The sequence below is a fragment of the Tolypothrix tenuis PCC 7101 genome, assembly GCF_963874875.1.
In the GTDB taxonomy this organism is placed as follows: domain Bacteria; phylum Cyanobacteriota; class Cyanobacteriia; order Cyanobacteriales; family Nostocaceae; genus Aulosira; species Aulosira tenue.
The window spans coordinates 2,135,879-2,149,938 of the sequence record NZ_CAWNJS010000001.1 but is presented as its reverse complement, the minus strand read 5'-3'; the positions used below and the strand labels follow the sequence as shown (position 1 = coordinate 2,149,938).

Below are 14,060 nucleotides of genomic sequence, written 5' to 3'. Positions count from 1 at the left end.
GGAGATAAGGGGGATGAGGGAGAAATCAGCAATGCCCAATGCCCTGTGCCCTATGCCCCATTCCAAATGCCCGATCGCCTCTACCTTCGTTCTGGTTCTAATTGCAGGTCTTGTTCTTGGCCTTCAATGATGATTTCCACGCCTCTTACGTCTTTGAAGATGATTTCGGCACGGCGATCGCGTGCGTAATCTACGCGGTTACTACCTTCACTGACACGTTGAGTTTCACCTAAGCTGCGGATGGTCATCCGTTCTGGGGGTATACCTTGCCGTAATAAGTAATTTCTCGTAGATAAGGCCCTTCTTCTACCCAAGGCTAGGTTATAGTCGTTGCTGGCGCGGGGGTCGGTGTGACCTTGAATTTCGATAATAATTGAGGGATATTGCTTTAAGACTTCTACTACCCGATCCAGAACTTTTGCACTTTCTGGACTAATGAAGGATTTATCTAAGGCAAAGTGAACGTTCCGGGGTACGCGTATCCTGATGGGGGTAGGCGGAATTAAAGTTGGTGGGGTTGTGGGTGGGACTGGTTCGGGTGGTACTGGGCGAGAAGTACATTGCGGTACGGGATTTTGTCTGCTGGCAGGTGGGAGACTGGGTGTAGTAGTTCTCGGGCCAATAAAGGCCGCGATCGCAGGTTCGGATGTGCCATATTTGGGATCGGTAGCGATCGCACTCACAATATCTCCTACTTTGACATTGGGGACTGTAACGCTAAAGTTCCCCTTCTCATCCACAGCTACGCTAGTTAAGGGTTGGCTAAGTGCGCCATAACCTGTTTGATAAATTGCTTGCTTACCTTGTTGATAATCACCCAGGCGATAAATTGTCACCTCAGAACCGGGATCGGCTTTACCTTGTAAGGTGACGCTATCACCTGTAGGCAGAAATTCCCGCGTGGTGAATTCTGGGGCATTAATAGCGGCGTTACCTGTATCGAGGCGGCGATTACCAGAATTGCGTTTGGGATTGGGCCCATCTCCCCTTTGCCACTCATTTACATCTAAATTTCTTTGGCCATTCAGGTCAATACTCAAACCTTCTAAGGCAGCAAAGGTATTATTTTGAATAATGTTGCGTTGACTTTGGGGAAAGGCTGTTACCACTACCCCAGGCCCAGTTTGATAAGAAATTTCATTATTGGTTACTTGATGGTTACTACCCGTTAAGAAAACTGCTGCCCGCCGCAAACGTCTGCCGTTATAGGTGATGCGGTTATTGCGGATTTGCAAGTTACCTTCCGGTTTAAATAAATACACACCAGCGCCATCATTCGCACAAATTAAATTGCTGGTAATTTGGGAATTATTCACTACGCCTTCGATGCGTAAAGCATCAGGCATTCCCGCCAAACCGTTGCTAACAATGATATTTTCTTGGACTAAGGTATTTTCCCCCCGAACTGAGGTAATAATGGCGCTGCCATCATGGTAATAGATGCGGTTGCGGCGAATGGTTGTCCCTTGGGAGTTAAATACGTAAACTCCGAAAGCAGAAGTCTCTTCTGGCACTTTTTCATCTATAGGTAAACCCAACCAGTTATTCTCGATTACCACGTTTTTGGGTGGCACATCCCGGTTGTAGAAGGGGAAATTACTATTAGGTGGCTGCTGTTTCTTGGTATTAGGAGGTGGGAGACGATGGGAAATGACAATATCTCCTGGAGGTGTTGTTAAAGTTACAGGCTTGGGTATGCCATCGTAAATTAACAGATTTCCCAATTGCTGCTTAATGGGGCTGGCGTTGAAGCCATAAATGCTCAAACCGCGAATGGTTACGCCATCAGCAACCACAGTTAAACCGCGAAATATTTCTTTACCTGGTGCAGGTGCGATCGCTACTACAGGAATGGGAATGGCAATTTCGGCTGTGGCGGAACCGGAAGCATCGTATCCAGGTTGGGTAGCACCATCTATAACTAATCCCGGACTGGCTAAATCTGGGAGTTGTTGCTGTAAAAGAATGGTGCTAGCGGTTGGAGGTAAATTAAATTCAATGCGCGAACTGCCTGTTGTCGGTTGTACTAGGGCTTTTTCGACATCGCTGAGTTGAGCAACTGTCAGGGTACCATTTACTAGTTCGATGGCTTCGCGTAAGGTGATCTGAGCATCTGGCTGAATATTACCATCTTGGTTGCTGTTGACTATTACCCGCAGAGGAATTGGTAAGGGTAAAGTGGGGGTTTGGCTAAAGGCGACTTCGGGTGTTAAGAGGCAGAGGGTTAGGGGGAAAACGAACCGCGAAGAGCGCAAAGTACACAAAGAAAGAAGATTTTGAGAGAGATTTGGCGTTAAGCTATTAAATTGTAATTTCTGGTTGCTAAATTCTATTTTTTGTTTGTAATCTTTTGCTTTCCTCAGTGGAAAATCTAGTAACCAACGGACTTTAAAACTAGACATCACTCACTCCTATACACCTTGAATCTGGACTTTGTTATTAGTTCGATGCTTGTGGCTGTTTCCAACGCTTAATCAGCTCAAAGAGTTTACTTTGGGATGTGTCCGATTCAGGGGGTTTGGGAAGTGCTTGTGCTTGTTTGAGAGTATTAATAAGTTGGCGTTGGGATGTCGGCTGTACTTGAGCAAGGGGTTGTACTTCCGATTCTTGTTCTTGCTTGGGTACAGGTTTTTGCAAGCCAAAGCCACCCAAAAGTTCATTCAACTTCAAGCTGATATTGAGATAAACGCCACCTTCGGAACGGTAGCCAGTAAAATCCCGGTCATCGACACTACCAAAGCTGTAGCCTAAGCCTATGCGTAAATCGGGGGTTAAATAATACCCAGACTCTACAGCTACGCCAAATTCGGTGTAGTTGGTGCCACTATTGGAGGTTTGCCCAATCCAGCGTCCTTCTACTGCTAAATCGGTACGGTAACCGAGTCTGTAAGTTGCCCTTAGCTGGGCTAAGTTGACATTAGCATCGAAGCGATCGCCATTTAAAAATGTTATGCCATTACGTAGGGCGTATTTGCCGTAAAATTCCCAGCGCCAACTTGGGGCGTAGATGGCTTCTGCAGAAAAGATTTGTCCTGTGGCGGTACTTCCGGTTAATTGGGCTTCGGGGATGGAGTCGAAGTTTTGCCGCCACTCATATTTGAGTAAGGCGTTGAATTTATCGTTGCTGGGATCGCGGTAGGCTAAACCAATTTTGAGGTTGGAGGTATCGCCTAGTTCTTGGAATCTCACGCCTTCAGCCACCACACCAACGGTAGAAGGTAAAAAGACGTTGGCTTCTCCGGCTTGTTGGTAGCGCACTAAGGCCGTTAAAGCTGGTGAAAGTTTCCCGGCGGCGGCGGCGGAAATAACTAAATTGTTGCTTTCATCGCCATCACGATATTCGAATCTGGTGCTGGCTTGGAATTCGGGGTTATCGGTGTACTCAAACCCGACACTATAAACGGAACCAGAAAATAGCCCTAGGGTGGAGGCTGTTTGCCCAACTGCATAATATTGCCCAAACTGGGAACCAGCAGCAGTACCGTTAAAGATGTTCTTAAATATGTATTCGTAGCCCAGGTTAACACGCAATCCTGGAGCCACCGCCCAACGATGATTTAACCCTACAGCACCTTGACCTTGGAGTCCGTTAAATGCTGATAGCACTGAATAACGACCGATCAAACTGGTGTCTTCGGAGAGTTTGCGATCGAGGATTGTGTCTAGGGTGGTGATGGAGTTACCAGGAATTAAGCTGCTGTCGTCATAGAATTGGTGGGCTAGGCGGAATGTCACGCCGGGATAGGCTTTCCAATCTAAACCCAAGGTGGTGCGGTTGGGATAGAGGGGGTCGCTACCGCCTAAATTGAGTTCATTTTGCCCTTGGAAAGTTAAGGATTGTGTTAATGGCAGTTTCAACCGCGATACTAATTGATCGGCACTGCCACTAAAGCGATTGCTAATCCTGTCTTCGCGGGAACGATTAACATACTCTAAACTCACATCCGCCGGGCCTACTCTTTGCAGTATCCCTGCGCGGAAGGTTTGGAGGGTGTTGTTAACTGTTTCTCCGGGGCGGGCTTGGGGTTGGGGATCGAAGAGGTCAAAAAAGCCGAGGACACTATTTAAGCCTGTGGCTGCTGTACCGTAGTTCTCTTCAAAGTCGTAACCGACTGTCAAGCTAGTGGTATCGGTGACTTTCCCTATGAGAGAGGCCCCGTAGCGTGTTTGTCCGGGTGTAAAGCTAAAGGTGGAATTGTTGGCAAAGTTGGGTTCTACAGCCCGGTAATAGGCTTGACCTAATAAGCGATCGCCTAGGTTACCAAATGCTTCTAAGCGGTAAGCAGAACCGTTGCCATCTTGGCCGTTCACGAGGGTGCTATTAGAACGGGCATACTCCCCAATTACTCTACCTGCGCTACCAAAAGATAATAAGAAGTCTGCGCCATAGAGTTGAAAATCCTGGCTACCTTGGTCTTCTTGCAGGTAACTACCAGCTATATAGGATTTATTGTCTAAATCCTGGGATAGGTTGTATTGCAGTCGTCCACCGTAAAGTTTGGTGTCCTCTCCGCCTTCGTTTTGGTAGGTAACAACAATACGTCTAACTAAGGTGGCTCCAAACGGGTTAAGTTCTGTAGCTAAGATGGGACGACGGAACAAAAGTGTGCCGCGATCGTAGTCGATTTCGTAATCTGGGCCGCGAAACAACTGTTGACGCTGAATTACTGTACCGGGGCGATTAATTTCTTCGGCTTCCAGATAAACGGTTTCACTCCCTGGAATTAACAACCGTTTGGAGAGGAAATAGTTACCACTCACGCCGTTGGGGACTATCGTATCTCGTTGGAACCCCTCGATGTTGTTGGCGTATAACCCGGTAATTTGCAAGGGGCCAAAGTTGTAGTTAGCTTTGAAGCCATGTAATTGGCGGGAAGTGGCTGTAAATAGTTGGGAGGTTCTCGCAAATTCTTGAGTGTTGTAGTCCCCCCACATCAAATAATCTGGTTCTGCTCCGGGAACGGAGGAACTGCGCTCTAAACGTGCATAAAAACTATCAATAGAGGGGGTGGTGGGTGTAGCTGTAGAACTGTCGCCGTAGACGGGATATTGCTGTTCGCAGAACTGCACGCCGCCAAATAATCGGTTTCTACCTTCACAATCTTGGTTAATTGGGCGTTCGCTATTAAATGCTCCGGTAAATAACCAATCACCAACTTTACCTGTGGTGAATACCGCCGCAGTTAAATCAACTTGGGTTCCCCCTGTTCTATCGGGGTTGAGGAAGTCTTGAAAACTGCCCCAGTAGTCGGTTCCCCTCGGCCCAATGCGGAGGTTAACTATCCCTGTGGTGAGGGAAGGACGCAGATAGGTAGTGAATTCAACTTGGGTATAAGCCTCAATAGGTGCTTCCCCAATTTTGTCGAGGAGGGAGGTATCTGTTTGTTGGGGAAATGATAAATCTCCAGGTTGAATTTGAGGCGATCGCGTGGTAATTTTCTCTACAGCAGCGCGAATTCTGACTTGTTGGGGTTTGATATCTGATTGCAGAGTTGCGGTAAATTCCCCATCTATGGCGCGTACCTGAAACCCGGCTTGGTCTTTGTCTTGATCTGTGCCAACAAATTTACCAGCACTAGTGGTCAAAGTTACTACTAAATCTTCAGTAATTAGTTGACCTTGGTCATCGGTAATTTGTCCTTGTAGCCTAATTGTAGAGCGGCCATCTGCTTGGACTCGGGGATCGCCAACGGGTAAAATATCGATTTTGAATTTATTTTTGGCACTCGGCGCTCCAGTCGTGGGTGTAGCGGCTGGTGGTGACTGTGTGGGAGTGGGTACCGGGATTGTTTGTGGTTGAATAACCGGAGAGTTGGGATTTTGCTGAAATTGGGCAGCTGGATCTGGCGGAAATATCGAGCCTGGATCGTTAGAGGAAGGTGTAGTAGTAGGGAAGGCTTGAGCAATTACCTCATTAGCCCCTGTTTGCGCCTCTGGTAATACTGCTGCTTCGGGTTGAGCAACAGTTGGTGGTTCGCTGTTTTCTGGCTCGGCGGCGAAGGCTTGGTTATTAGGGGTGTTGATCTCGAATAAAGAAGGGGCAATCAATGCCAAAAATGCCAGTAATATGACTTTTTTACCCTTACTTTGCCAAGCCAAGCGCAAAATTGATAATTTTTGTGTTTGGACGCTATCCCTTAGCGGCAAGGTACATTTGATTTTAGAAATCACACTCCGATCTACGGTATAAATCACTCTTTGTTTTCTAGTTTTCATCGCTTACCCCCCGAAAACGCAGGCGTTACGCCAAAATTGACTCTTACCAAGCTACTGGGTGCTAATTTCACCATCCGCGACTGGCTATTTCTTTCAATGAAGTAGTTGTTAGGTGCCAGTGCATAGCCTGGTAAGCTAGTCAAGTCCAACGTTGCAGACCGATAACCCGATATGACATTTGCCAAGGAGAATAATCCATTGGCATCTGTAACAATGCGATTGCCATCATCCATGTACACTACGGCGTTGGGAACTCCAGGTTCGTTGGGCTGTTGTTCGCCATCAAAATTTTTATCCACAAAAACGCGCCCAATGATGGTGCCACAATCAGAGATAATTCCTGGGCGAATTCGCAACAGATGGCTGGATTGGTTACTTATCAAAGTTCCAGCTTGAGCTTGCGCTAAGTTTCTCCCAGTTCCTCGAATCGCATCTGGGGTGACTTCAACGGCATAAACTACATTCAAAGTTTGGTTAGGTTGTAGTTCTGTGGCTGGGTTGACTGTCAGAGTCACCGCCCGATTTGCACCCGTGTTAGCGGTTAAAGATACCGATGTACCAGCAATCGAACCTTGCAGCGATCTGGAAATAAATCGCAATCCTAAAGGAAGCCTGTCTGTAATGGTGAGATTTCTTGCAGCAGATCTACCAGTATTTCTAATAGCAAGACGATAAAGAACTGTGTCGCCTGGTTCGGCGGCGGCGCGATCGCCTGTTTTAATAATTTCTAAAGCAGCTTGCGAAGCTGTTAATCTCACTTCGTTTGAACTGCGTCGTGGCAGATTATTTGCACCCGCGCCAGCAGTATTTCTAATGATAGATACTTGAGCATTAACAGGCATACTTGCATCAGCAAGTAACCCTAAAGAAAAAAATGCAAAAAAGAGGCTCTTAGACCTCAACCATAAGAAGGTAGATGTCATTGTAAGGCATCAATCGATAACAGCAGTTTTTTTAAATTTGAGAGTTTTTAATTAAAAACTCTCATTTGTTTGATTTTTTATTTGATAAAACAGTCAAGGCTTTCTAGCCTTTCACAAAATTGCACTCAATACTAGTGTCTTTACAGAATCTTTAATTACTTGGTTGTTCAGACATATTATCAGAATGTGTAGCCAAAGCAGAACTTGCTGACTACTTCATCATTTAACCATGATTAAGTAATTCCAAATATAAACCTTGAACTATGTATATAAGCTTAGATAATACTATTGAGTATTTTTGCACCAAGGTTGATGACATAATTACACAACAAAATATTGTACGCAAATTTCTATCTTAAATTGCATACATCATCTACAAATGATAGAAAATATTTATATATACCAGCCTCTATTTCATCATCCTCAAGTAGGTTGATGCTATAAAGTGTAGGTCATGCACCACTCAATTCTCTAATCTTCAAACAGAGAAATATGAACATAATTTCTCCTGAAAGACGAGAGATATTTTGTTGTTCAGCTAAGGTTTATGGCTCCTTACGCCCTTTACATTACTTTACTACTCCTTTGTCTTCAGCTTTGATTTTGACGAGAAAAGCATATTCACAAATTCGTACCCAAGTTAAACACAAGGGCTGCCTTTTTAGCTGCAACACTATGACAACAATAATATACTGATATTTCAAAATACAGAAGTAGTCATTGATTCCGATCACAATAAACCACTTGTAAAAGTGTCATACGTACGTATATAAAACAAGCACGACAGTGCTGTTAGTCGCGATAGCAGAGAAAACACTACTTATGACAGTTTTGATCGGTTTATAATTATTGTATAGAAAACCTGATAATATTGCTCTGTTCGCTAGCTATTAACTGTATTTACTGGTCTTGATCGTTGGGCAAATGCGGGATCATCTGATGAATTCTAATTTATGCCTTGGCTTTGCTGGTTAACAATATGAACGAGCTTCATGTCAAAGAAAGAACACTTATGCGAGTGAGTTAGGTTATTTGCACTCAAGTAACCGTTCTCAAGTCGCTGATAAAAATTTAAAATTTCAATTCAGCAAAGGTTGATACTTCACTAGCGCCACTCAAACTAATGATGAAACACCAACCCTTGCAACATAAAATACATTAGTGGTAATAAAGGCTATTAAGTAGAAGACAGCAACAGATATCTTCAGATGCACCCCAAGTATCATGCAAGCTGTCTACCCTATGATTAGAGTTGCCTGCACGCGGGAGAGAAAAAAATGAGGATTTGGCTTGCTTGCTTTTTTGTATTGTTTGCTTTGGCGGAACTATTTGACTGGGTACAGGAATTTAGCCTGCCTTTACCGATTTATATTTTAGGTGGCGCATTTTTAGCCGTTGCTTCTAACTACGACAAGATTGTTGGTTCTTATTTTAATGATGCAACCATTGAGCGATCGCCTGAACCATCACAGTTAGATTCTACATCTGTGCCTGTTTTAGGGACTGGGGACTGGGTACTAGGGACTGGGGACAAGGTGGATCAGGGAGAGACAAGGGGAAATAACTAATACCTAACCACAAACACCAAACATCAATTGCTAAATTAAATAGAGTATTAGTGAAAGCTGATTAACCAAAAGCCTATAATCTGAAATCTCAGGACTGTAACATCTACCACATTCGGGCTATTGCCTCAACTCTGTGATTAGCGGTATCTTACAAAAACTCCGAACGGCGTTGACCAAAGATAAAATTACCCGTGACACTTACTCCAGCAAGAAGTGGCTGCAAATTGTCCTGTGCAGTAGTTTGGGAGTTACAGCTGTAGTCTGGGGAGTGAGGGAACTGAAATGGTTGCAGTCGTGGGAGTTAAAAGCCTACGATCAGATGTTGCGATCGCGCCCTACACAACCGCGTGACAATCGCATTTTATTAGTCACCATTACGCAACAGGATCTAGCGCGCTATCAGTGGCCATTATTAGATAAGACTGTCAATCAACTGTTACAAAAATTAGAGTCTTATCAACCTCGTGTCATTGCTTTAAATCTATATCGACCAGAGCAAAAAAATTTAACTGCGGGAATTGCAAATCCCCAAAATATCATTGCTACTTGCGCGAAAAGTACTATAGGGAGACCAGAAATCCCACCACCATCGAATTTATCTATAGATAATATTGGCTTTAACGATTTAATTCCTGACAGTGAAAGCGATCAAATTGTCCGGCGAGCATTGTTATTTTCTCACTCTGCAGATAAAAAATGTACAACAGAATTTTCCTTTGCGGCTTTAGCTGCAATTAGTTATCTAGAGAAAGCGGGACTGGAATTAGATTTTCCCGATCAGCAACATCTCTCGATTGGGAAAACTATGATTCCCATATTGACTAGTAATTTTGGTAGCTATGAAAACTTGGATGCCGAAGGCTACCAAATACTGTTAAATTACCGTCAGCCAGCTAATTTTGTACAGGAAGTCAGCTTAACAGCAGTTCTGAAAAATCAGCTTAAACCCGAACAAATTAAAGACCGTTTAGTCTTCATTGGTGCGAATGCTGCGACTATTCATCCAGGTTATTACACACCTTATAGTGCAGCCCCAGATGAACCTGCGAGAATGGCTGCGGTATTCATTCAAGCACAAATAGCCAGCCAAATCATCAGCACTGTACTGGATGGGAAATCCTTGATTTGGGACTGGCCAAACTGGACGGAAATTCTCTGGATATGGGCTTGGTCATTAATAGGTGGAACAATAGCATGGCGACTGCGGCATCCTTTATTATTGGTGACCATTGGTGGTATAACATTAATTGGGTTGGTGGGCATTTGCTTTGGTTTGTTTCTCTTTTCTGGATGGGTTCCACTTATCCCACCTACCCTAACTTTGCTAATTACTGGTATGAGTGTTATGACTTACACTACATACCAGACTCAACAGCAAACTCGGTTAATTATTCTGCAAGTTGAAAAGCAAAAAGAGGTAATTGAACAGTTAGATATCCTCTTACAAGAAACTAAAGCAGACAAGTTAATTCAAGACAAACACTATCACCAAAGCCCCGAAATTTTAAAACCAAAAATAACGGGTGATTTTCTTTTGGGCGGGCGTTATCAAATCGCCAAAATTCTCGGTTCTGGGGGCTTTGGTTGCTCTTATTTAGCACATGATACTCAACGTCCTGGTCATCCTACTTGTGTTGTGAAACAGTTAATGCCAGCACGTCGAGATACTAAATTTTTAGAAGTTGCTCGCAGATTATTTAATAGTGAAGCAGAGATTTTAGCCGCATTAGGCAAGCATCAGCAAATACCAGAATTGCTAGCTTATTTTGAAGAAAATCAAGAATTTTATTTAGTTGAACAGTATATTCCTGGGCATACTTTACACGAAGAATTACCACCTGTACAGGGTGTCAAGAATGAATCTGGAGTTATCGATATGCTCAAAGGCGTTTTAGAGGTTTTGGAATTTGTCCATGAGCATCGGGTAATTCATCGAGATATTAAACCCCATAATATTATTAGATCTGCTGACGATCGCCGATTAGTATTGATTGACTTTGGTGCAGTTAAATTAATGCAACCTCCCAATAGCGAACAAACAGAATTAGCCACAGTAGCCATTGGAACCAGAGGTTACGCACCACCAGAACAATTTGCAGGTCATCCCCGATTATGCAGTGATATTTACGCTTTGGGGATGATTGGAATTCAGGCTTTAACGGGGATACAACCACAGGAACTGCATCCCGATCCCGATACAGGAAATATTATCTGGCGTGTTTACGCCCAAGTTAGCGAAGAATTTGCAGAAATTTTAGATAGGATGGTGCGTTATCATTTTAGCGATCGCTATCAATCGGCAATTGACGTAATTCAAGATTTAAAGTCGCTGGGAAAGTAAATTTTCAGCCCAAATGTTAATTAACTTAAATTTTTTAAACAACAAGTTAAGCAACAACCATGCCTAAAAAAAGTTCCCCAACAATAGCAAATCGGAAGTGGAAAGAACGCCATAAGTTTTTCCTGAATACCTATTCTGATTGTGCATTTACTAAATGCCCAAAATGTGATATTAAAACCAAAGTTCGTAAATTTCCTTTAGTCATTCACATTCAGCCGCAACAGCTGTTTATTTTAAATAAGCAATGCAAATATTGTGAAAGATGTGACCTGATTATTGCCAAAAAGCAGGAACTTGAATCATTAATGACTGCAGGTTTTATCCAATCCAACCCAAAAATTATAGGCAATGATTATATGGTGATGGGAACTGTTGATCGCAAAGATTGGAAAGAAGGAAATCAAAATGCAATTGCCCCATCAGAAATGTTAGACAGGGTATATGTCTTTCAAGATATCTGGGATTTTGAAGTCATTCCTGCTGGCTGGTATCGTAGCGAAGACAAATAACCAATAGGTTAATCTTACAACCATATTTTGTTGGTGAACAAATTATATAAAACTATTTATTTGATTTTTAATGTAGGATGCGTTAGCGCAGCGTAACGCATCTTATTCAAGCCACCGGATTTATTCGTGGGGTCTTTAATTTTGAATTTTGAATTTTGAATTTTGAATTCGGAGCAAAGCGACGTGACGCAGTTATATAAAGCTGTTGTACTAATTACTGGTGCATCTGGCGGATTTGGACAGGAATTAACCCGACAATTATTAAAGGCTGGTAGCCGACTAATTCTAACGGATTTGGATGCAGCAATTTTGCATCAAAAAGTAGAAGCAATTCAAAGTGAAATTAGTACTGGAGAGGTGATTGCTTGTCTAGCTGTAGATTTAGCTACTCGCGAGGGAAGCGAAAACCTTTATCAGCAAGTTAAAAAACTTGATATCCCAGTGGATATATTAATCAATAATGCAGGAATAGGACTTTTCGGTCGCATGGATGAAGTTCCTAGCGAGATATGGGAGCAACTAATGCAGGTAAATCTGTTAGCACCCATGCGTTTAAGTTCCCTCTTTGCTGCTGATATGATTACTCGTAGAAAAGGTCATATCGTGAATATTTCTTCCTTAGCAGGCTGGTCAGCTACCGCAGGAATGGCTCATTATTCAGCTAGTAAATTCGGCTTACGAGGGTTTAGCGAAGGGCTATTCAATGAAGTCAGAGAACATCAAGTCAAAGTTACGGCTGTTTACCCTTTCTTTAGTCGTACTCCAATTTTGCGATCGCAAAGCTTTGGCAGTTTAAGTAAGCTAATAGAACAAGGCTTTCCAGAAAGCTTGGCCACAGATCCAGTAGACGTAATGCGCGCCACCATTCAAGGAATTGTTAACGACAAACTGCACGTATTTCCTGACCCAACTGCCAGAAGCGTGCATCTTCTCAAAAGATATTCACCGTTGCTATTGGACTTGATTAGTCATGCATTTACCAGGAGGTTGAAACTTGCTCAACGTCAGTAATTTCATTCCAACTCAAAACCTAGTTGAGACTAAAGAAAAACATCTAATTATTGGGGCTGGTTTTGTCGGCTTGGGTATGGCTGAAATGCTCAAATCAGCTAATATTCCTTACGATCAAGTCGATGCTAGTGACGATATTGGTGGTAATTGGTATCACGGCGTTTATGAAACTGCACATATCATTTCGTCACGCAAGATTACCGAATTTACACACTTCCCTATGCCAGATAATTATCCCGATTTTCCTAGCGCGCAAAATATGCGGGATTATTTAAACTCTTTTGCCGATCATTTTGGTTTACGGGAACATATTAAACTAAATTGCACAGTTAGTTATGTGCGACCAATTGAAAATAATCTCTGGCAAGTTTCCTTTGCTAATGGAGAACAGCGAATTTATAAAGGAGTACTGGTTTGTAATGGTCATCACTGGTGCAAGCGATTTCCGCAATTTCAAGGCGAATTTAATGGAGAAATTATTCATTCCAAAGATTACAAACATCCAAAACAGCTAACTGGTAAACGAGTTTTAGTAATTGGTGGCGGAAATTCAGCTTGCGATGTCGCCGCAGAAGCAGCACGGGTTGGTGCTAAATCTGTTTTGAGTATGCGTGAATCAGTGTGGTTTATTCCCAAGTCTTTTGCAGGAGTCCCAACCGCCGAACTGATGAGATGGTGGATGCCACAATGGTTACAACGGCTTTTAGCTTATGCAATTATCCGTCTGACTTTTGGTACACATAAAAGTTACGGTTTACCTCAACCCAATTATCGAATTTTTGCCAAACATCCAACTCTAAATAACGAAGTACCCTATTACATCAAACATGGGCGAATTACTCCCAAGCCTGCAGTGCGGCGTTTGGATGGTTGGGAAGTGGAATTTGTTGATGGTAGTCGTGAAGCATTTGACTTAATAATTTGTGCTACTGGCTATTATGTTGCCTATCCCTTTCTACCTTTAGAACTTCAGCGTGTGAAAGGTGCAACAGTGCAATGTTATGGCGGCTCATTTTTCTCAGATTACAAAGGGCTATATGTGATTGGTTGGGGACAAGCAAGAGGTGGAGTAGGTTCGCTGATTTCCGCTAGCAATTCCTTGTTCATGCGGTTTCTCAAACTTCAAGATGAAATCAATGTGCCTATTGGTTTGGTTCTCAAAGAAATGGGTCAACAATTACCAACAACTCACCTAGCCGATCCACAACACATTTTTAGGCAAGTAAAGTTCGTTAGTTGGTTATTTAATTGGATAGTTACAAAAGCTCATCGAGTTGATAGCAAATATCCTAATTTTCGTAATCAACCGCTTCCGGCTGCACAAATCACCGAAAAGCTTAGTTGTTAATTAAATCAACTACAAAAGTATTTTGTTGCTGTGTAAGCAAGGGGATAAGGGGAGAAGAATTTTATCAGACAGAAATAATAGTTCAATGTATATTAAAAATATACATTTAAGGTAGGGTGTGTTATGCCGTAGGCTAACGCACCC

The 14,060-nt window shown here is 42.9% G+C and carries 8 protein-coding genes; 5 read left to right on the top strand and 3 right to left on the bottom strand.

Features of this window, described 5'->3' with window-relative positions; translation table 11 throughout:
• Positions 1-80: 80 nt before the first annotated feature.
• Genes AACU25_RS08845 through AACU25_RS08835 form a run of 3 tightly spaced genes read right to left on the bottom strand, consistent with a single transcriptional unit; the run spans position 81 to position 7,139 of the window.
• Positions 81-2,402, bottom strand: a complete 2,322-nt coding sequence (locus tag AACU25_RS08845; RefSeq protein WP_096574814.1) for an OmpA family protein — start codon at positions 2,400-2,402, stop codon at positions 81-83.
• Between the two features lie 37 nt (positions 2,403-2,439).
• Positions 2,440-6,216 (bottom strand): hypothetical protein, encoded by a 3,777-nt coding sequence (locus tag AACU25_RS08840; RefSeq protein WP_321206890.1) that lies wholly within the window; start codon positions 6,214-6,216, stop codon positions 2,440-2,442.
• Positions 6,213-7,139, bottom strand: a complete 927-nt coding sequence (locus AACU25_RS08835) for a DUF11 domain-containing protein (protein WP_096574813.1) — start codon at positions 7,137-7,139, stop codon at positions 6,213-6,215. The genes AACU25_RS08840 and AACU25_RS08835 overlap by 4 nt, the downstream gene beginning before the upstream one ends.
• Before the next feature lie 1,277 nt (positions 7,140-8,416).
• Between AACU25_RS08835 and AACU25_RS08830 the strand changes: the two genes are divergently transcribed.
• The 5 genes from AACU25_RS08830 to AACU25_RS08810 all read left to right on the top strand — a co-directional run bounded on the left by AACU25_RS08830 (position 8,417) and on the right by AACU25_RS08810 (position 13,916).
• The gene (locus AACU25_RS08830; RefSeq protein WP_321206889.1) at positions 8,417-8,707 is read left to right on the top strand and encodes a hypothetical protein; all 291 of its coding nucleotides are present in this window, start codon (positions 8,417-8,419) and stop codon (positions 8,705-8,707) included.
• 133 nt (positions 8,708-8,840) lie between these two features.
• Complete coding sequence (locus AACU25_RS08825; protein WP_096574812.1) at positions 8,841-11,048, top strand: CHASE2 domain-containing protein; 2,208 nt, start codon at positions 8,841-8,843, stop codon at positions 11,046-11,048.
• Between the two features lie 59 nt (positions 11,049-11,107).
• Positions 11,108-11,557 carry a hypothetical protein gene (locus tag AACU25_RS08820; RefSeq protein ID WP_096574811.1) on the top strand — a complete coding sequence of 150 codons (450 nt, stop codon included), beginning with the start codon at positions 11,108-11,110 and terminating at the stop codon, positions 11,555-11,557.
• Between the two features lie 183 nt (positions 11,558-11,740).
• Entirely contained in the window at positions 11,741-12,568 is an 828-nt protein-coding gene (locus AACU25_RS08815; protein ID WP_096574810.1) for an SDR family NAD(P)-dependent oxidoreductase, read from the top strand.
• The gene (locus AACU25_RS08810; RefSeq protein ID WP_321206888.1) at positions 12,552-13,916 is read left to right on the top strand and encodes a flavin-containing monooxygenase; all 1,365 of its coding nucleotides are present in this window, start codon (positions 12,552-12,554) and stop codon (positions 13,914-13,916) included. The genes AACU25_RS08815 and AACU25_RS08810 overlap by 17 nt, the downstream gene beginning before the upstream one ends.
• Positions 13,917-14,060: the final 144 nt, after the last annotated feature.

What these genes read in the sequence shown, in the direction of transcription:
- AACU25_RS08845 (WP_096574814.1), bottom strand. Translation starts at nt 2,402, where the DNA reads ATGTCTAGTTTTAAAGTCCGTTGGTTACTAGATTTTCCACTGAGGAAA.
- AACU25_RS08840 (WP_321206890.1), bottom strand. Translation starts at nt 6,216, where the DNA reads ATGAAAACTAGAAAACAAAGAGTGATTTATACCGTAGATCGGAGTGTG.
- AACU25_RS08835 (WP_096574813.1), bottom strand. Translation starts at nt 7,139, where the DNA reads ATGACATCTACCTTCTTATGGTTGAGGTCTAAGAGCCTCTTTTTTGCA.
- AACU25_RS08830 (WP_321206889.1), top strand. Translation starts at nt 8,417, where the DNA reads ATGAGGATTTGGCTTGCTTGCTTTTTTGTATTGTTTGCTTTGGCGGAA.
- AACU25_RS08820 (WP_096574811.1), top strand. Translation starts at nt 11,108, where the DNA reads ATGCCTAAAAAAAGTTCCCCAACAATAGCAAATCGGAAGTGGAAAGAA.